The organism is Acidithiobacillus sp. TH-A117, assembly GCF_057473465.1.
Genome location: NZ_JBYCKQ010000037.1, coordinates 1 through 16,757 on the forward strand (window position 1 = coordinate 1; position 16,757 = coordinate 16,757).

General features: G+C 46.1%; 20 protein-coding genes and 1 tRNA gene. 18 read left to right on the forward strand and 3 right to left on the reverse strand.

The window, feature by feature from the left end; translation table 11 throughout:
• The 13 genes from AC2VLR_RS08810 to AC2VLR_RS08870 form a co-directional block, all read left to right on the forward strand.
• On the forward strand, positions 1–482 hold a 482-nt coding region (locus AC2VLR_RS08810), incomplete at its 5' end, for a type II toxin-antitoxin system HicB family antitoxin (RefSeq protein WP_486881797.1).
• Positions 483–581: 99 nt separating this feature from the next.
• Positions 582–803: a MerR family transcriptional regulator gene (locus AC2VLR_RS08815; RefSeq protein WP_486881798.1), complete on the forward strand. Its 222-nt coding sequence runs from the start codon at positions 582–584 to the stop codon at positions 801–803.
• Positions 796–1,152, forward strand: coding sequence for a MerR family DNA-binding transcriptional regulator (locus tag AC2VLR_RS08820; RefSeq protein ID WP_486881799.1), 357 nt, complete (start codon positions 796–798; stop codon positions 1,150–1,152). The genes AC2VLR_RS08815 and AC2VLR_RS08820 overlap by 8 nt, the downstream gene beginning before the upstream one ends.
• A 130-nt stretch (positions 1,153–1,282) precedes the next feature.
• Complete coding sequence (locus AC2VLR_RS08825; RefSeq protein WP_486881800.1) at positions 1,283–1,828, forward strand: prepilin-type N-terminal cleavage/methylation domain-containing protein; 546 nt, start codon at positions 1,283–1,285, stop codon at positions 1,826–1,828.
• Positions 1,829–1,841: 13 nt separating this feature from the next.
• Entirely contained in the window at positions 1,842–2,561 is a 720-nt protein-coding gene (locus AC2VLR_RS08830) for a hypothetical protein (RefSeq protein WP_486881801.1), read from the forward strand.
• Entirely contained in the window at positions 2,524–3,276 is a 753-nt protein-coding gene (locus AC2VLR_RS08835; protein WP_486881802.1) for a sigma-70 family RNA polymerase sigma factor, read from the forward strand. Before AC2VLR_RS08830 ends, AC2VLR_RS08835 begins: the two co-directional genes overlap by 38 nt.
• Complete coding sequence (locus AC2VLR_RS08840; RefSeq protein WP_486881803.1) at positions 3,276–4,577, forward strand: type II secretion system F family protein; 1,302 nt, start codon at positions 3,276–3,278, stop codon at positions 4,575–4,577. Before AC2VLR_RS08835 ends, AC2VLR_RS08840 begins: the two co-directional genes overlap by 1 nt.
• Entirely contained in the window at positions 4,577–4,873 is a 297-nt protein-coding gene (locus AC2VLR_RS08845; RefSeq protein ID WP_486881804.1) for a hypothetical protein, read from the forward strand. Before AC2VLR_RS08840 ends, AC2VLR_RS08845 begins: the two co-directional genes overlap by 1 nt.
• A gap of 1 nt (position 4,874) precedes the next feature.
• Positions 4,875–5,741: a prepilin-type N-terminal cleavage/methylation domain-containing protein gene (locus AC2VLR_RS08850; RefSeq protein ID WP_486881805.1), complete on the forward strand. Its 867-nt coding sequence runs from the start codon at positions 4,875–4,877 to the stop codon at positions 5,739–5,741.
• Positions 5,723–7,387 (forward strand): hypothetical protein, encoded by a 1,665-nt coding sequence (locus AC2VLR_RS08855; RefSeq protein ID WP_486881806.1) that lies wholly within the window; start codon positions 5,723–5,725, stop codon positions 7,385–7,387. Before AC2VLR_RS08850 ends, AC2VLR_RS08855 begins: the two co-directional genes overlap by 19 nt.
• Positions 7,375–7,839, forward strand: a complete 465-nt coding sequence (locus AC2VLR_RS08860) for a type II secretion system protein (RefSeq protein WP_486881807.1) — start codon at positions 7,375–7,377, stop codon at positions 7,837–7,839. Before AC2VLR_RS08855 ends, AC2VLR_RS08860 begins: the two co-directional genes overlap by 13 nt.
• Positions 7,811–8,308 (forward strand): PilW family protein, encoded by a 498-nt coding sequence (locus tag AC2VLR_RS08865; RefSeq protein ID WP_486881808.1) that lies wholly within the window; start codon positions 7,811–7,813, stop codon positions 8,306–8,308. Before AC2VLR_RS08860 ends, AC2VLR_RS08865 begins: the two co-directional genes overlap by 29 nt.
• A gap of 71 nt (positions 8,309–8,379) precedes the next feature.
• Complete coding sequence (locus AC2VLR_RS08870) at positions 8,380–8,628, forward strand: hypothetical protein (protein WP_486881809.1); 249 nt, start codon at positions 8,380–8,382, stop codon at positions 8,626–8,628.
• 126 nt (positions 8,629–8,754) lie between these two features.
• On the opposite strand, the gene AC2VLR_RS08875 is transcribed toward AC2VLR_RS08870, so the two are convergent.
• Positions 8,755–9,189 (reverse strand): hypothetical protein, encoded by a 435-nt coding sequence (locus AC2VLR_RS08875; protein WP_486881810.1) that lies wholly within the window; start codon positions 9,187–9,189, stop codon positions 8,755–8,757.
• A gap of 114 nt (positions 9,190–9,303) precedes the next feature.
• Between AC2VLR_RS08875 and AC2VLR_RS08880 the strand changes: the two genes are divergently transcribed.
• Positions 9,304–9,606: a hypothetical protein gene (locus tag AC2VLR_RS08880; protein ID WP_486881811.1), complete on the forward strand. Its 303-nt coding sequence runs from the start codon at positions 9,304–9,306 to the stop codon at positions 9,604–9,606.
• Between the two features lie 179 nt (positions 9,607–9,785).
• Here the strand turns inward: AC2VLR_RS08880 and AC2VLR_RS08885 are convergent, their stop codons facing one another.
• The gene (locus AC2VLR_RS08885) at positions 9,786–10,814 is read right to left on the reverse strand and encodes a site-specific integrase (protein WP_486881812.1); all 1,029 of its coding nucleotides are present in this window, start codon (positions 10,812–10,814) and stop codon (positions 9,786–9,788) included.
• Between the two features lie 122 nt (positions 10,815–10,936).
• On the opposite strand from AC2VLR_RS08885, the gene AC2VLR_RS08890 reads away from it, so the two are divergent.
• The 4 genes from AC2VLR_RS08890 to AC2VLR_RS08905 all read left to right on the forward strand — a co-directional run bounded on the left by AC2VLR_RS08890 (position 10,937) and on the right by AC2VLR_RS08905 (position 15,775).
• Positions 10,937–11,055: transfer RNA gene (locus AC2VLR_RS08890), tRNA-Ser, on the forward strand.
• A gap of 462 nt (positions 11,056–11,517) precedes the next feature.
• The gene (locus AC2VLR_RS08895) at positions 11,518–13,170 is read left to right on the forward strand and encodes a tetratricopeptide repeat protein (protein ID WP_486881813.1); all 1,653 of its coding nucleotides are present in this window, start codon (positions 11,518–11,520) and stop codon (positions 13,168–13,170) included.
• Positions 13,171–13,173: 3 nt separating this feature from the next.
• Positions 13,174–14,340 carry a HEAT repeat domain-containing protein gene (locus tag AC2VLR_RS08900; protein ID WP_486881814.1) on the forward strand — a complete coding sequence of 389 codons (1,167 nt, stop codon included), beginning with the start codon at positions 13,174–13,176 and terminating at the stop codon, positions 14,338–14,340.
• Positions 14,333–15,775 (forward strand): glycosyltransferase family 2 protein, encoded by a 1,443-nt coding sequence (locus tag AC2VLR_RS08905; RefSeq protein WP_486881815.1) that lies wholly within the window; start codon positions 14,333–14,335, stop codon positions 15,773–15,775. Before AC2VLR_RS08900 ends, AC2VLR_RS08905 begins: the two co-directional genes overlap by 8 nt.
• A gap of 11 nt (positions 15,776–15,786) precedes the next feature.
• Here the strand turns inward: AC2VLR_RS08905 and AC2VLR_RS08910 are convergent, their stop codons facing one another.
• Positions 15,787–16,617 carry a hypothetical protein gene (locus AC2VLR_RS08910; RefSeq protein ID WP_486881816.1) on the reverse strand — a complete coding sequence of 277 codons (831 nt, stop codon included), beginning with the start codon at positions 16,615–16,617 and terminating at the stop codon, positions 15,787–15,789.
• Positions 16,618–16,757: the final 140 nt, after the last annotated feature.

Below are 16,757 nucleotides of genomic sequence, written 5' to 3' on the forward strand. Positions count from 1 at the left end.
TGTTTGATTACCCCGTCACGTTAACCCCGGATGATGGCACGGTACTGGTGACGTTTATGGACGTGCCCGAAGCCATGACGTTTGGTGCGGATGAAGAGGAGGCTTTGCTCAATGCTATCGACGCGCTGGAAACCGGCTTGTCCTTCTATGTGGATGCACGGAAGCCCCTGCCGGTGGCCCGTCCACCGAAGCCCGGACAAAAGACCGTGCAGCCATCAGCCCTGGAATGTGCCAAGCTGGGCGTTTATCAGGCGATGATGGAACAAGGTATCAAAAAAGCGGAACTGGCCCGCCGTTTGGGGTGGTACATGCCGCAAGTGGACCGTCTGTTTGATTTACGTCACGCAGCAAGGCTGGACCAGATAGAAGCTGCCGCCCATATTTTGGGGCAAACAGATTCGGATACAGGTAAACTGAAGACACTGACGGTGTTCGGCGCAAGGGCGGATGCCGTTGACATCCCGCCAAAATCAACTAATTAGGAATTGCTGTCATGATTTTTCCTAACGGTTTGGTGAGGAGCCAAATAACTGCCGCGTGCATAGGACGGACGCTTTCACAGAGGGAGATTAGGGGTGCCCATGCCGAAAAAATCGCAAAACACGGCTCAAAAACCATCCGAATCCGAGTACATGCACATAGCCGATGCCGCCGAATTTCTGGGCGTTTCCACGCGCACGCTGCGGCGATGGGAGAGCGAAGGGAAAATCATGCCCGACCGGAGAACGATAGGCGGATGGCGCTTGTATAGTCGCAAGAGCCTGGAAACGCTGGTGAGCATAGGGGAAATGTCCGGTGTCTGAGTCAGGAAAATCCGAAAAGTCCGAAAACCAGGACCAGTATGTCTCCATCAAAAAGGTGGCGGAAAGCGCGGGCGTGACCGTGGAAACGGTACGACGCTGGGACCGTGAAGGGAAACTGAAGTCTCAGGGCCGAAATCTGCAAGGATGGCGTTATTATCTTTTTACCGATGTCCAGCAGTTGCTGCGGGACCATCTGTGTTGTGCGTCAGAGCCGCCTATAGAAGTCATGGACCCCACCACGCATGAACTCTGTGTCGCCCGCGAAATTTATCTGTCTCTGCAACGGGGCGATACCCAATCCGCCCTGGAACGCTGCCGGACCCTGCAAAATCTCCTGAACTCCGCGTGAATTCCGTTCTCTGTCCGTCGATGTATAACTTTGTCCAAGTTTATACAGCTATTCATCGCCCACAAAACGGCAGACAATGACCAACGTAGTAACACAAATTTCATCTTTTGTAACAAAAAGGAGACACCAAATGAGTATGAAAGCTAAACTCACCGCCTTCGCCGATGAGCGCGGGGCCATCGCCGCCAACGCCGAAGGCGGTTTTACCCTCATCGAACTGCTGATTGTCATTGCCATTATCGGCATTCTGGCAGCCATTGCCATTCCCCAATATGCGGCGTATGTGCGCACATCTGAAGCCACCACTGCCGCGCAGGATTTTCACGAGGCCATAACAAATGCTACAGCTGCTGAAGCGCAGGCGCAGGCGGGTGTGGCAGCCACTTTATCTCCGGCAAGCCTATACGGCACAACCGCCGGAACTCCGCAAACATTGGCTGGTACGGGTGGGGCAAAGTTAACGGCTAGCGCTCTGACCATTAGCTCCGGCGGTACGGCTTTAACAATCAAATTAAGCGCACCCACATCAGCGACTGTGGAAAAGGACCTTAATGGAATGTTGTATAAGCAGGGGGTGGTGACAGCTTCAGATACATCCGTATCTGTTCCTGTCACTGCAACAGTCACCAGCAATGGCGGCGTGACTTATTCTGCTACTACTGCTACTGGCGGCTAAAAAATAAGCGGTTATGAACCTCTGGGCTTTCTGGCATACCGTCATTTACCTCTGGCTGCTCTTTCAGGAACAGCCCCTGGTGGTGTACCTCGAAGGTCCAGGCCTTTACGGAGCAGGCATCCCGTTGCTGGTCAGCCTGCTCATTCTGTATCGCTTTCCGCTTTTTTCCCTGTTCCATTTTTATGCGTTGCGAGAACTGATACAGAATGTTTTTCAGCATCCGGGACGGATTTTTCACCGTCTGCCTGCAGTTCAGGACGCCCCCCAGGACGACCCTTTCAAACAGATAATTCTGGGCCTGTTTTTGGGGGCCTTGGTCGTCGGTGTATATACCGGCTATTGGGGACCGTTGGGCTATCACTTTCTGGACGCGGGCCTCCTGGTCTGGCCGCTGCTGGCTTTTTTAAGTCCTGCTTTTCATCCCGCGTGGGCCTATCCCCTCACCTACTTTGCCATGCTTTTTGATGATGTCTGGGGTGCCGGTCAGTGGGGTCATTGGGCAGGCGATTTCTGGTTCGGCGTGGGCGGCGAGGGTTTTCACGATGGACTGTTTGTCGGTCCGGCCACCGCGTTGGTGCTGAGTCTGGCACTGGCATTGTTGGCCTCAAAATTTCGACGCTGGCGGCTTTTTCAGGAGGCTGCGCAATCGACCCCGAAGGAAACGCTCATAACACTAGAAGAACAAGGAAATAGCAATGACTGTAACCCTGACCGAGCAGGAAAAGCTCGCTGAGTTGAAAATGGCCCGTCCGCTATTGCGCAGCATGGTAGACCGGTTCATGAAAAGTGGTTTGCTGGAACGAGAAGATGCCATGCAGGAAGCCAAGATGGGGTTTCTTGAGGGGCTTGCACGCTACGATGTCTGTAAAGGCACCAGTGTTCGCACCTATGCCCGCGCCTGGGTGATTAACCGGCTCCAGGAAGCCTGTAACCGGAACCTGTTAGTGCATGTGCCGTTGGGCCTGGGGAAAGTGGTCCTGTCCGACTACCATTCCGCGCAGGCCGGAAGCCCGCCATCAACGCGGAAAGTGGAACCGACAGAGCGGACTAAAGAGGTCGCCGGACGGGCGATGACCTTTTCCCGTTTTGCAGAGAGAATAGATACGCCCACCTGTCGCGCCACACCCGCAGAGCGGGTATCCCAGCAAACGCTGGAACAAGAAATAGCGATGTGTACGGCGACGAACGACCCGGGAGACCTGGTCGACCAGCATGTCCTCCAGGAGCACCTGCAGACCCTGCGCAAGAAGCAGCAGCAAATCGTTTACTTGCGCTTTTATTGCGAAATGACACTGGAAGAAGCGGGCCATTATCTGGGTATCTCACGGGAAGCCGCTAGACAAATACAGGAACGTGGACTAATTGCGTTAAGAGAGCGGATGGCGGCCAACGATACACCGGCAGTCATCCAGCATGATTCACCCAAAATGGCGATGGGGGAGAGATAATGGCAGTGGATTCCACCCGAAAAGCACACCTGCGGCCAGCGAAGAAACCGCAGAGTGCGTCTGTACGTGCCCCTAAAAAGCAGGTGTTTCTCTGGACCTACAAGGACCCTCTGCAAAAGGGGGCCGTTTCCACGGGGGAAGTAGAAGCGGTTTCTCTCGCAGCAGCGCAAGTGGAGTTGCGCAGGCGCGGCATGATTCATCGGGAACACCTGAGCATCAGGAAACAGCCGGGCTCGATTTTCGGCGATGGTATCAAGCCTGCGGATATTGTCGCGTTTCTTCAGCAACTGTCCACGTTGCAGAATGCGGGCGTCTCTACCATGGAAGGGATGCAGATGTTGCACCTGACTTCCAAAAAACCGGCAATGCGCCGGATGGTACAAAAAATGATGCAGGCGCTGCAGGAAGGCAAGCAGCTATCGGAAGCCTTGGCCCTGTACCCGAAATACTTCGACCATATCAGCGTGAATCTTGTTCGCGCCGGAGAACAGGGCGGTGTCCTGGAAGCGGTCTTGAAGAACATCGCTGAATTTAAGGAAAAAGATTACGGTATCAAGAAAAAAATCCGCTCCGCCTTGATATACCCCGGTGTCACCGTATCTGTCATGATTGTGGTGGTCGTCATTCTGATGGTCAAGGTGATTCCGGTTTTTGCCCATCTTTTCCATAGTTTCAATGCGCAACTGCCGGAATTGACCCAGATGGTGGTCAATCTTTCCGACTGGATGAAAAATAATGTGTTGTTCCTGGTATTTGTGCCCTTGCTCAGCGTCGTGCTGCTGGTTTTTGGTTATAACCGCTCGCACCAGGTGCGCTGGTTCATAGACCGTCTGCTGTTGCGGATTCCGGTCATCGGCAAGCTGATGTTACTCGGAGCCACCGCCCGTTTCATGCACACCCTGGCACTGCTTTATTCCGCAGGCGTTCCCATCCAAGAAGCCATGGAAACCCTTTCCCATGTGTCGGGGAATACCGTCATTGATGCCGGTGTTGCCAAGGCACGACAAAGCGTGTTGGCAGGCGGCAAAATAGCGGATGGTTTAACCGAAACCCGGTTGCCGGATTTGGCCGTGCGCATGTTAGCAATTGGTGAATCGTCGGGCAATGTCGAAGTCATGGCCCAAAAGACCGGCGACCACTACAGCAATGAAGTCGATGAAATGGTGGCCCGCATGTCTACACTGTTAGAGCCCTTCATCATGATACTGCTGGGCGTCATTGTGGGTACACTGATTGTCGCCATGTTCCTGCCCATGCTGGATATGGGCAAGGCCATCCTGCACGGGTCCGGGGTAGGCTGATGAATATGACTATTGCATGGACGCTATTGGGATTCGCCTTGGCTTTGTGGGTTTTCGGTCACTGGGCCTATGCCCGACAACCCGATGCCCTGTTAGGGCTTTCTGCCTGGATAGCATCGGCAGCCATAGCCATCGTCAGCATCGTCTATGTCCTGTTGTTCCCGGTCTGGTGGATGGTGCAGCACATCCCCATCAGCGGACTGGACATGGCCCGTATGGCGGTGCCATTTTGTTTTGCAGCTATTCTGGCCTTTGCAGATGTGGTGCAGATAAAGCGCAGGGTGGGTGATATTTAAGATGGCCGCCAACAGGAAAAATGACAAAACGGATTCACGACAGGGAAACAAATCCATTTCCTTGTCACAAAATGCAGGATTTACCCTGGTTGAATTGTTGATCAGCCTGGCCATTGTCGGCATCATGTCAACGGGCATACTGTATTTTATGCAGGGTGTATATGCGCAACAAATGACCACCTACCATCTGGCCCAACGGACACAGAAAGCTTTGATGATGAAAGCCGCATTGGATGATACCGTTTCGTCTGCGGGTTCCATCGCTGCACCGGTGCTTTCGAGCGGTACCACACAGGAAAATAACGGGCATACACCATTCAGTTTTGGCAGTTTCTTCAGTACCCTATTATATGGAAACTGCCCGAGTCAGGGGATTTTTGGTGAAGGATTTAATTTCTTTAATAATATAGGTAACAATTTTTTTGACGAACTGTTTTTTGGTGGTTACAACCATTTTCACACAACGGCTACGGGAGGTAATTCAAACTTGAATGGAGGAGTGACAATCCCTGCGCAGCCTATAGCCGTCACGGCTTCCTCCATCTCTTTCTACTGGCTGACTGCGCACACCAAAGGTGGCGATGAGTTGTGCCAGGGTACGTTGCAACTTACGGGGAATATGTTGACCTATACCATAAAAGGTTCCGCGAACAATGGACATTCCGATTGTGGTTCTCCTATACACAGTAACCAACAGACAACGGATTATCCGGTCGGTAAGGGCTGGTCTTTTTCTCAACCGGTGAATGACACGGTTTGTCTGGGCAAGGCTTACTCAGGAACAACACCAGAAGCCATTGTCGCTACGGACAAATCTGCCCATGGAATGGCTCCAACGGAGGTGTCCGTATGCTTACCCGCCATGTAAACACGGTTAAAAAGTGGAGCCAGGCCACACGCAAGACCGGTAAAAACCGTGAAAATGAAGAATCTGGTGCCGCATTAATCTTGTCCGTTATCACCCTTTCCGTCATCGCGGGACTGATTGCTGCGGCTTCCATTGAGTTGACGCAACAAAACGCCGAAACTACGGCCCAAATGGCAAATTATAACGAATCACGCACGGCAGCCTTGGTCGGTATAGCCGGGGTGAAAGACTTTCTGAATGCGGTACAGACGAGACCGAACACGGCACATGGCGCACAAACCAGCTGCGGGACCAACCCGATTTGTCAAGTGACCAGCGCTATCACCAATGCCTTTTGGGGGAACTCCAGTGGCAACACGGTCATACCCCCCAACGGCGGTTTAGGTGCCATCGGCTACTTTAAGCCCGGCGCTTTAGACATCAAGAACATTAGCTTAAAAAACAGCACACCGTATATCAACGCCACCGTGGATGTGCGTATAGTGGGTAACACTTATCAGATTGCCGCCGAGAAAACGTCGGATAATTCCGCAGTTCCGCCAGCCCCCGGCTTGATTACCGTCATTTCTCAGGGAATGAGTGGTCAATCATCAGCTATTGCCGAAGCCGTGCTAGGCCCGGTCGCCTATGCTCCCGGCGTAGAAAATACGAGTCTTTTTGTCAACGGAAAAACCACGGCTGATAAAATTGTGAATGAGGCTCCGGCAGCACAGCATACCTATTTGCAAACTTCAAAGACCATAACTACACCTAGCGGTGGTACGGCTCCTACGGGTTTTACGTCTATCATTCAGCACTCCACACAATCACAGGTCAACATTTCAGCGCGAACGCTCAAAAATCAAGCGAATCTCATATTTGAGCCGCCGATGAATGGACAAACGTATCCGAGAGTTTCACTGGAAAATATTGCGGGAAATGAAAATTTGGATAATGGGCCATACCGATTATCTCCTACGGCGGTCAGTCAAGGGATTTGTACGGGCTACTCATGGTGGACCGGGAACTGTTATAACCGGGTTCCGATTTTCGCACCAGGTACCTCACTTTCGTACAGCAATGGCACATGGACCTTGAGAACTACATCGTCCTCAACGACGCCCGCTCTTTTGATTCCCGGTGCCGCTTATTTTAACGGCAATGTGACCCTGTCCACCGGAGTTGTGGATAACGCCATTATCAGCACCGGTAACATTAAAGACGATGGTACGGTTTACGCTCCCAATTACGCGGGTCCCACCGATGTTTGCGGGTGGCCGACGCAAACTGCCAACCAAATATCAGCGGGGCTTTATCCTACTAACTTTTGTGGTCCGCAGGGAACACAATATATACCTGCGAGCATCGGTAATATTGCGCTGTATGCGGATGGTACGACGACTATAGGCAATAACGCTTCCGTCTACGGGGATATTCTTTCGCGCGGCAACTTATCCACCGACAACCTTACAGAATATGGTTTTATTGTCGCAGAGGGGAAAAGCAATAATCTGTCCGGAACCACCACGATAGACAATAATAATGCAGCCCCATCCACATTCAATCCAACCGTCCTGAACGCCTCAAAATATAGTGCGACTTCACCATCCATCAGTAGTATGACCCAGGAATCTATCGGTCTTTTGGGGTTGCAATGGATAAGCTGAAAATGAATTCAACGCAAAACCGTGGTTTCACGTTGATGGAAACTCTGGTCGTTCTGGCTATACTCGCGATTTTGGCGGCAGGGGGGTACGCGGTGGTATCGTGGATTTCGCCGACCGCAGACGCGACTGCTGGTTCCATTCTCAAGGGGGCGGTGCGTCAATTTACCGTAAAGGCGCTCACGGACGAAGGCGCAGAAATGACCTGGAATGCCGACAATGGGCAACTTAGCATTATATCGTTGGGGAGTAACCCGGTTAGCCAAAATTATGCACTTCCGAAAAACGTTCAGATTACATTGAATAATAAATCATTTAGCTGTCTGGTACTGAATCCTAAAGGATTCCCGGATAATGGCATTCCCCATCTTCCTGTGGCTTGTACAGCCAAAAACCCAACATCCCCTTTTACTTGGAGCATAACCGATGGGTCGTCCAAACTTACTTTCCAATAAACGGGAAAAACGCAATGAGTCCGGCTTCAGTTTAGTGGAAATACTCGTTTCCTTGCTCATTTTTCTGCTGGTCGGAGCCAGTGTCAGCTACTTGTTTGTCCAGTCCAACGCACAGATGGTTGGCGTTGAACATATTTTAAACGGGGAACAATATGGCATGGAAAAATCTGCAGCAACGGCTAATACACAATCCCAGCCCACATTCATTGTGCCGCTAGGCGCTAAGGAACAAGCCATTGGTCTCCCTATCTCGATTACATTAAGCCCTGCGCAGGCCACACAGGCATGCACTCCCGGATTGTTTAATGGTATCGGTCAGTTGTTTGGAAGCATTTTTAATGGCTTTGCTTGCTTTTTTGGTGGATGCCAAACCACCCCCGCCACGCCATCACCTACCTCTTACACTATCTCAGTGCCCTTGACAGCCATAACCACTAGCGACTCACAGATTGCGTGGTGGAACCCTTAACCGCAGACACGCATGAATCAAGTTCTTTATCCCCAACATCAAACCGGGGTAAATAAAAAGGAGGAGAACGCATGAACGAAACAGATTGGACAAGCCGTATACAAGAACTCCAGGATTTACGCCATCGCCTGCTTCATCGTCGAGAAAAACAGGATTTCAATATGGTGAGCATTGACATGGAGTTGAGTGTAGTGCGTAGCGAATTGCAGGCCATTTACGCCCTGCGCCGCAGCCAGACCAAGGGTATCACTGCGGCCAATTTCGGTCACTACAGCTTATGCCACGCCGGAAGTGGTACGAAAAGCCACCTTCCAGGATGACGTTTGTTTTGTGCGACACGCCAAAAGGACCCTGTTATCCTTTGCCTATACCGGAGGATAATAACTTCCTTGCTTACGCTTCAGTCTGCTTGTAAACCGATACGTTGCACATGCAGTCCCTTCGTGTCAGGAAAGCGTCTCAAAGGTCAGCATATTGAGCATTTGTGCCTCTGCAAGGTCCAGTTTTTTGTGCGGGGATAATTCATCCTCAGGAATCGTTGCATGTCCACTCAAAGTTGCCAGACTTTTTCCCAATCTTTCTATTCGCACCCTGACGGACTGCTCGCAAATACCTAAGCGTTCTGATAATTGATTGATGTCTGCGGACGAATAATCCGCGCAGTTTTTGATGTGCAGCAGACGCCGGGGATTTTCGATAGGGGGTGGGTTATCAGCAAGCCGTTCGTCAATGCGTCTCAAGCGTTCTTTCATCGTAATCATCTCTATGCGCAGCTCGGCACGGAGTGCGACAAACTCATCACGCAGTGACTGCAAGCCTTCTGAGATAATTTCCTTTTCCATAGGGTTTATTGTGTGCTCCTGAAATCCGGTTTTAACCAAGTAGATTTATCCAGCATTCGTTATATGTTACCACAACAGTTTGACCAAATCCCCCGCTGCGCACCGCTCCCTCATCCGCTATACCCTTATGTAACCCGTCATGAGGACCGACCCATGAAACGCCAATCCAATCTCGCCTTTAACCGTGAGTTCCCTGCCCTCTCTGGTCTATCCGGCATTCCCCGCGACCTTCCGGCATTTATCCAGCGTGACAGTGACAATCCCTTTGACTCGGATGCGGTAGGCATCTGGCTGGATGGCCTTGCAGGCGGCAGCTATACTCCCGTTCTGGGCTGGCTGTATCGCAAGGACGCCAATCGGTCTGTCGTGCTGGAAAAGCTGGACCGGACGGGGGAACCCATTGCCTGCCATATCGAGCAACGGGACGGCAAAAAGGTGGTGGTGTTCTGGTTGTAGCCGCCCTCTGGTCCCAAGCGGGCTAATGCTCACATATTAAGTATGACGGCCATATTTAATGGTGATAATTGATATTGTTGTCATACTTAATAAGAGTAGCACAGAAATAATAGCGGGGGGGGGCGGCTGGGCATTGTCGCTGTCAGTACGAAGTCCGGGAATAGCTGTTTGTGGATAGCTCACCCTCGCAATGCCGACACCAGGGCAGAGGGCGATATGTGTGTGTAGCGTTTCAGCATCTGCATGGATTTATGTCCCGTAATAGCTTGCAGCGTCATAATGGGCAAGCCTTTCTCTGCCAGGCGGCTGGTGGCTTCATGGCGCAGGTCATGAAATGTCAGTCCGGTGATGCCCGCACGACGTTTGGCAGTGGCATAAGCATATTTTAATTGTTCTACCTGTATCCGCCAAACTCGCTGCGAAATGTTCCTGTCACTGTTGTGTAGGCGTTCTCGCTGCCGCACTAGGCACTCTTCAGCGGCTTCGGAGAGGGGTACGGTGCGGCTTTCTATTATTTTGGGGTCTTTGGTGCGGGGCAGGAATACGATATGTCGGTCCAGGTACACATGCTCCCAGGTCATGTCCATTATTTCCCCTTGGCGCATGGCGGTTTCTATGGCAAAGCGCACGATGTCCGCTAGTTCAGGGTCGATGCTTTCACATTCCCGAAGCAACCGGCTTTCTTCATCGCCAGCCAATCGCCGGTCGCGTCCTTTGGGGAGTCTGGGTTTACGTACCAGAGGGACAGGATTGATAAGTTCAGGCATGTCCCATTCTTTGCGGGCCACACCATACAAAAAGGACAGTAACGCCAGATGTAGGCGTATATGATTTGCGCCCCATTCACACTCATTTTGCCAACGGCGGATGGCACTCGTGAGTTGCCCTCCCGTTACATCCACTAAGGGCAGAGTGCCCAATGCCTGCCGCAGCCCGCGAATCATGGACGGTTCTGTACGCTTGGCAGAGGGGCTCTTGCCCGGCAAAACCTCTTTTTCGTATCGGTCCAACGCATCATTCAGGGTAAACTGGCGGTTTTCTATGCGTTGGCGCACCTGTTCCGGGCTGTTCCGTCCAATTTCCGTTTCTTTCTCGACCGCCCAGCGCTGGGCTTCCAACTTTGTGTCAAAGGTCATGGTCATGATGGGATAACCTTTCCGGCGAATCTGCGCCCGCCAGAATTTGCCGTTCTGAAATATGCTCGCCATGGTGTCCTCTGCTGTTGTGTTATAGCGGTATGAAGGAGCATAACGGAACGTGTGCAATGTGTGCAATGTGTGCAATTGGGTGTGCAATTTCGGGAAAAAACGGGTGATTTTGGGAAATTGCGGGAGTTGTAACCTATTGAAAACATTGCAAGGCATTGTTTTTGCATGGGGTGGTTATTCGACTCGAAATCGGATGGGGGTTAATAGCCCCACGTGGGTTCGAATCCCACCCTCTCCGCCAATAACATAAATATCCTCGTTACGTTGTTACACTAAACTACAAGATTTAGATAGGAAACCCTTGAAGGTTCTATAAACAAAGAACTGTCGACAATTTTATAGAATAAAGAAGTCTAAACCTTTTTTAATCACCAAGCAGTGAAGTGTTTGAAGATTAGGAATTAATTGCATACTGATATTTTACTTTATCACTGTGCAAAGGCTAGGACTTTTGAATGGTTGTAATAAATATGAATCAAGTTGACTTTGTGATTAACAATATGATTAAAAAGAAAATTTTACATTTTTTCTTATTTATGTAATTAATGCCTTACAGAGAAAGCGCCTTGAATATAAAGCAGAATTACAACGCATTGATATTCAAAGATAAAAATATGGCACGTTAATTGCTAAACACCTAGAAATGCATGTATGAAAGGGTTATTAAGGTTTAGGGCGCGAGTCTCAAGGTTATTGGCAGTAAATGATTATAAGAAAACAGGGGAAGGGGACAATGGTTAGGAGAGATTTTCTAGGAGGTTTTTTTTGTATTAGCTCTAAAAAAAATAAAACTTTATTGTTTTTTAATACATTGATGATTGCAATGCTATTAATTCCTCTGGGTGCATCGGGGGAAATTATAAAACAAGAAAGTATTGAGAAGGGAGTAAACCGATTGTTGATAGACAACCAAAGAAAAGATGCACTGGTTGTAGCTAGAAAATACTACCTTGAAACCCATGGCAATTATGATGCAGGAATCCTTTATTCGCGAGCACTACTCGCCAATCATGAACTGGATGAGGCTATAAAGACGCTTGATAAACTTTCCATGCGTTATCCTGGGAATCCAGAAATTAACATGCTGCAAGCAAAATACCACAATTTTAAGGAAATAGAGCTGCTAGAAGATTATTTTAACAGAAAAAATTATAAAAAATCTATAAAACTTGGCAATCCATTATTTAAACAAGGGATAAACACCTATCGAACGGGGTTGATAGTGGCGCGCTCAGAATATAGATTGGGTCACCTTGATAAAGCCCTTGAAATTTTTACTGCCATGATAAAAAAATACCCAGATAATATTTCCTTGCGTGAAGAAGCCGAGAATATAGAAAAACAAATTGCCATATCCCGGGCGGCATTTTTTATCGATAGAGGAGAGTCTAGAAAAGCAATAAACATTATCAAACCATTTTTTATAGAAACTGATCCAGATAAGACTATAGGCGTACTTTTGGCGAGAGCTTATATAAAAGAACAAGAAAACATACGCGCGCTTAATATATATACAGAATTATTGAAAAAATATCCTCAAGATGCAAGCCTATCTAAAGATTATATGAATTTTTTATTAGGCACCTATCATGATGACTCGGCACTTGAATACTATAATACTTTACCAAAAAAACAAAAATTATTAATAGCATCTAGAGAAAATATTTCGAAATATTATACCAATTATCTAATGGTGTATGGGGGGGCAGCCACAAGCACAAGAAATTATCCAGTCGATAATGAAGTTGGTATCGTAATTAATAAATCATTTAAAAAAAGCGCATTATATCTCTCGGTTAGTCGTTGGAACAGGTTCAATCAAGATTCAACGCAAATAGAGGGGGTATACTATTTCGCATTACCGCATGGGTATGATGCTTATGTTGGTGGTCAGTATAGTCCAGAAAATAACTTTATTGCACACTATAGTTTTTCTGCTGGGATATCCAAGTCAATTAAAAATATTAACGTTTATGGTTCAATAAGACAGTTAGAATTTACTGCGCTATCTGCAACCGTATTATCAGGAGGGTTGCGTTACTATTTCAGTGTACCGGCTTCATTAGGTATGACGCTATATTATGTTCCACAAACAGCTGCTTATAGTATAATGCTTTCCCCTGAATGGCGTTCTAGTAATACAAATCAATTGTATAGTAATATTTCATGGGGTATGGCAGGAGAAAATCTTGGAATAAATCTCGGAATACTTAATACGCCGAGTGTGAATTTTGGAGTAGGCGATAGGTATAGGCTGACTGCTCATGTTCAAATAGGGGTTGAAGCTTTTATGGAATACCGCAAAGCACTTTATAATCGTGTCGGTGGACTCGGTTATATACGCTACTGGTGGTAAATAATGAATATCTTCATGTATAACAATGGGGCACAGGTTCAAGAAATATTAGAATGGTCTATTGCAGTAATAATATGTTTATTCATTATTACATTATTACTTCTCTGGTATTCTAAAGAAAGAACAGAAAAGTATGCTAAGGAATTAAATTCATTTACCATAAAATATAAAAACATTTTTTTGCATACAAGTTTCACTGAGGCTGTCGCACAGGTTACCTCGCTTACAAAAATTGAGCGTGACGGAATGATAGCTGCATATCGGGAGTTAGCCTGCAGTGACAATTATGATATATCTAATAAGTTGATTGCTATACTTTCATCTTCTGATGCTATTCCATATTATATTGAAAAGGCTAAAAGTCGTTATCCAGAAAAAAGGTTATATGCTTATTTGCAGCTTAATCGTATCGGACTTCCCGGATTAAAAGATTTTTTCTTTGAAGCTGCTGACAATGAAACTAAAAAAAATAATAATGGGAAGTTGAGTGCTGCTTGTCTTCTTTCGGTCGCAAAATTAAGTGTAAGTCATAATGATATAACAAAGCTTGTGCATTTTATTAGAAGCAATGGTAAGATAGCGAGAGGATTGCAGGAAGGGTTAATTATTCAGGCGGGTAATTCTGTGAAATCTACCCTTGGAGAAGCCGCGCTGGTTGAAGAGATAGCAATCTTATTAAAAACAATTGACTATAAGGATGCCATATATTCATCGCTTATATCAGCTGTAGGAAAGCTTAGACTTAGCACAATGAGTGCTCAAATAAATGATGTCTATAGTCATATAGCTAATAATGAAACCGATGATTTAACGATTATTAAGATCGCTTGCTTAAGAGCTTTAAGTGGACTTGATCTAGTTGAAAATAATATACATTCCCTTAAGGTAGGATTTTTAGATCGGGATTGGAGAGTACGTGCGACCGCATGTACATCGGCTGGTATCCTGCGTGTTAAGGAAATAAGCGACATTCTATATGGTCTGCTTGGAGATCCGGCATATTATGTTCGCCTCAATGCTGCTAGAGCTCTCTTACAGGTTGGGGCCAAAGAACAATTAGAGCGGGTTGTTAACAATATAATATCTGTAAATGATATCAAAAAGGAAGCCGACCCGTTTAGAAGTTCGGTATGTCGGTATGTACTTGCAGAGGAAAGTCGCGATGTTTAGAGATCTTGGATCATATTTGATTGCCTATCAATATGTTATTCTTTTGTATTTTCTTTTGTTAGCAATTATTTATAGTGGAATAATTTTATATGCTTTTAATCAATTGCGAAAAAATTCTATTGTGCGTTTGAATGACCAGGATCTGGAAAACTTGTTGCACACTTCGAATCCGAGACCAATTTCTATTATTATACCTGCATATAATGAATCTATAAATATTCTGCAAACTGTTATCTCTGCGCAGAAATGTATTTACCCTGAATTTGAAATAATTGTTGTCAACGATGGTTCGACTGATGATACACTTCAAATATTGGTTGATCATTTTTCATTGATAAAAATTGATAAACCTATTCAGAAACGCCTGGAGTACAAAGTTATCAATGCCTTGTATGCCTCGAGTGCATATTCTAATATTTTCGTTGTGGACAAGGAAAATGGTGGTAAAGCGGATGCTTTGAATGCAGGACTTGATGTTTCTAAATTCCCCCTCTTTTGTGCAATGGATGCCGACTCTTTGTTGGAATCAGATGCCTTGATGCGAATGGCTAACCATTTTCTTTATGATAAGAGTATTGTTGCCTCTGGTGGTTCTGTAAGAGTCCTAAATGGTTGTGAGGTTGTTAGTGGTACGGTAACACGCATTAAAGCTCCAGCTTCAATTATAGAGAGGATTCAAATTGCGGAATATTTGAGGGGATTCCTTGCTGGCCGTGTTGTTTGGGACAAGATGCGCAGCTTATTAATTATCTCTGGTGCTTTTGGAGTTTTTAGAAAAGATCTGATTCATGCTATCGGTGGGTATAGACATACTGTAGGTGAAGATATGGACCTTGTCGTTCGTCTTCATCGTTATTGTGTTAAAAGCAATATGGAATACCATGTTGCATTTGACCCTGAGCCGGTTTGCTGGACACAGGTTCCTGCTGACTTTAAATCAATTCTTATGCAACGTAATCGCTGGCAGCGGGGTCTGGTTTCAGCTCTTTGGCACAGTCGTGGAATGTTTTTAAATCCAAGATATGGACTGGTAGGTTTCATTGCTTATCCATATTTTTTGTTTATTGAAATGCTTGGACCTTTTATAGAGTTAACAGGCTATATTAGTGTTGTTTTTTTCTTTTTTCTTGGGTGGATAAATTGGGAATTTCTTGTGCTTTTTCTTATATTGGCAATTTTGTGGGGAGGGCTTCTTAATGTTTCTGCTGTAGTTTTTGATAATTTGATTACCAAACGTTATGAAAGCAATATTGATATTTTTAAGGTTGCGCTTACATGTAGCTTAGAATTTTTTGGGTATCGGCAAATTGTTGATGTCGAAAGAGCAATTGGCACATTATTCGCCTGGCGAACAAAATGGGGGCATCCAAAGCGTAAACCTATTGTCAAAGATGAAGTAGCTTTAAATTCTATTGATGGTGACCTTGCAGACTAAATATGATTTCTTTAATTGAGGATGTTTTTTATTGTTTCATAATCATTGAACGCGATTCCCATAAATCCTTTGGTTGTTCTAAATTGTGAATTAATCATCAAAGTGTTTTGAATGATTTTAGAGGCAGTGTCTTTCATGATTGAAATGTTAACTCCAAACCAAAACGGAGTATTATTTACTTCGAGTTGTTGTATTGATCCTGTAGCCTTGCGAAAAGCCTCTTTGGTGTGTTTTTGATAAGACATCAATACTATATACTGAGAAATATCGCCAACCGAGTCTATCAAACTTTTTCCTGTTTCTGTTTTTAATTTGCTGTATTCTGGTGTTGTTGTTACTACCAAGGGGATTTTATGGGCGTAGGCGGAGGACCCAAGCTTTTGTATCAACCTGTTATATTCTTTTGCTATTATATCTATTTTTTTACTGTGCCATTCTTTGGTGGTTTGTGGCTCAATGTCTAAAGCGATGCCGTCTGCATTAACAATAAACGCTTGTTCAATGAGTTTTTGGAATTGTGATACCCCAGTATTTTCTTGAATCCATTTTGGATCTCCTCCGGCTATATAAATTGTTTGTCCATTTTTTTTCATTTGTGCTATTTCATTTTTCTTTAATAATAGATTGGTTTTAAGTGGTAACGATATGTAAATCGGATTAAAGCCGAATTTTAACGCAAATAAAGATACGTCTTTTAAGTTGGTAATATTTGTGGACCAAACCCACAAGCTCTTAGGAATAATTTTGAATTTGTGCTTATCTGTCATGATGTCTGAAGTTGTCATTATCCGTGGCGCCAGGTAGTAATATGCACCATACTTAATGAAGTTTCTTCTATTCATGGTTCTCTGTATTTAAGTTTATAATGATTTTTTTCACTCCAGTTATTTTCTTTCGGTTATTTTGACATTTTCTCTGGTTTTTTATTGGTTCTTGCGCTACCATGCGGAAGTAACAAACACCCCGGTTGCTGGGGTATGCC

What these genes read in the sequence shown, in the direction of transcription:
- AC2VLR_RS08815 (WP_486881798.1), top strand. Translation starts at nt 582, where the DNA reads ATGCCGAAAAAATCGCAAAACACGGCTCAAAAACCATCCGAATCCGAG.
- AC2VLR_RS08825 (WP_486881800.1), top strand. Translation starts at nt 1,283, where the DNA reads ATGAGTATGAAAGCTAAACTCACCGCCTTCGCCGATGAGCGCGGGGCC.
- AC2VLR_RS08830 (WP_486881801.1), top strand. Translation starts at nt 1,842, where the DNA reads ATGAACCTCTGGGCTTTCTGGCATACCGTCATTTACCTCTGGCTGCTC.
- AC2VLR_RS08835 (WP_486881802.1), top strand. Translation starts at nt 2,524, where the DNA reads ATGACTGTAACCCTGACCGAGCAGGAAAAGCTCGCTGAGTTGAAAATG.
- AC2VLR_RS08840 (WP_486881803.1), top strand. Translation starts at nt 3,276, where the DNA reads ATGGCAGTGGATTCCACCCGAAAAGCACACCTGCGGCCAGCGAAGAAA.
- AC2VLR_RS08845 (WP_486881804.1), top strand. Translation starts at nt 4,577, where the DNA reads ATGAATATGACTATTGCATGGACGCTATTGGGATTCGCCTTGGCTTTG.
- AC2VLR_RS08850 (WP_486881805.1), top strand. Translation starts at nt 4,875, where the DNA reads ATGGCCGCCAACAGGAAAAATGACAAAACGGATTCACGACAGGGAAAC.
- AC2VLR_RS08855 (WP_486881806.1), top strand. Translation starts at nt 5,723, where the DNA reads ATGCTTACCCGCCATGTAAACACGGTTAAAAAGTGGAGCCAGGCCACA.
- AC2VLR_RS08860 (WP_486881807.1), top strand. Translation starts at nt 7,375, where the DNA reads ATGGATAAGCTGAAAATGAATTCAACGCAAAACCGTGGTTTCACGTTG.
- AC2VLR_RS08865 (WP_486881808.1), top strand. Translation starts at nt 7,811, where the DNA reads ATGGGTCGTCCAAACTTACTTTCCAATAAACGGGAAAAACGCAATGAG.
- AC2VLR_RS08870 (WP_486881809.1), top strand. Translation starts at nt 8,380, where the DNA reads ATGAACGAAACAGATTGGACAAGCCGTATACAAGAACTCCAGGATTTA.
- AC2VLR_RS08880 (WP_486881811.1), top strand. Translation starts at nt 9,304, where the DNA reads ATGAAACGCCAATCCAATCTCGCCTTTAACCGTGAGTTCCCTGCCCTC.
- AC2VLR_RS08885 (WP_486881812.1), bottom strand. Translation starts at nt 10,814, where the DNA reads ATGGCGAGCATATTTCAGAACGGCAAATTCTGGCGGGCGCAGATTCGC.
- AC2VLR_RS08895 (WP_486881813.1), top strand. Translation starts at nt 11,518, where the DNA reads ATGATTATAAGAAAACAGGGGAAGGGGACAATGGTTAGGAGAGATTTT.
- AC2VLR_RS08900 (WP_486881814.1), top strand. Translation starts at nt 13,174, where the DNA reads ATGAATATCTTCATGTATAACAATGGGGCACAGGTTCAAGAAATATTA.
- AC2VLR_RS08905 (WP_486881815.1), top strand. Translation starts at nt 14,333, where the DNA reads ATGTTTAGAGATCTTGGATCATATTTGATTGCCTATCAATATGTTATT.
- AC2VLR_RS08910 (WP_486881816.1), bottom strand. Translation starts at nt 16,617, where the DNA reads ATGAATAGAAGAAACTTCATTAAGTATGGTGCATATTACTACCTGGCG.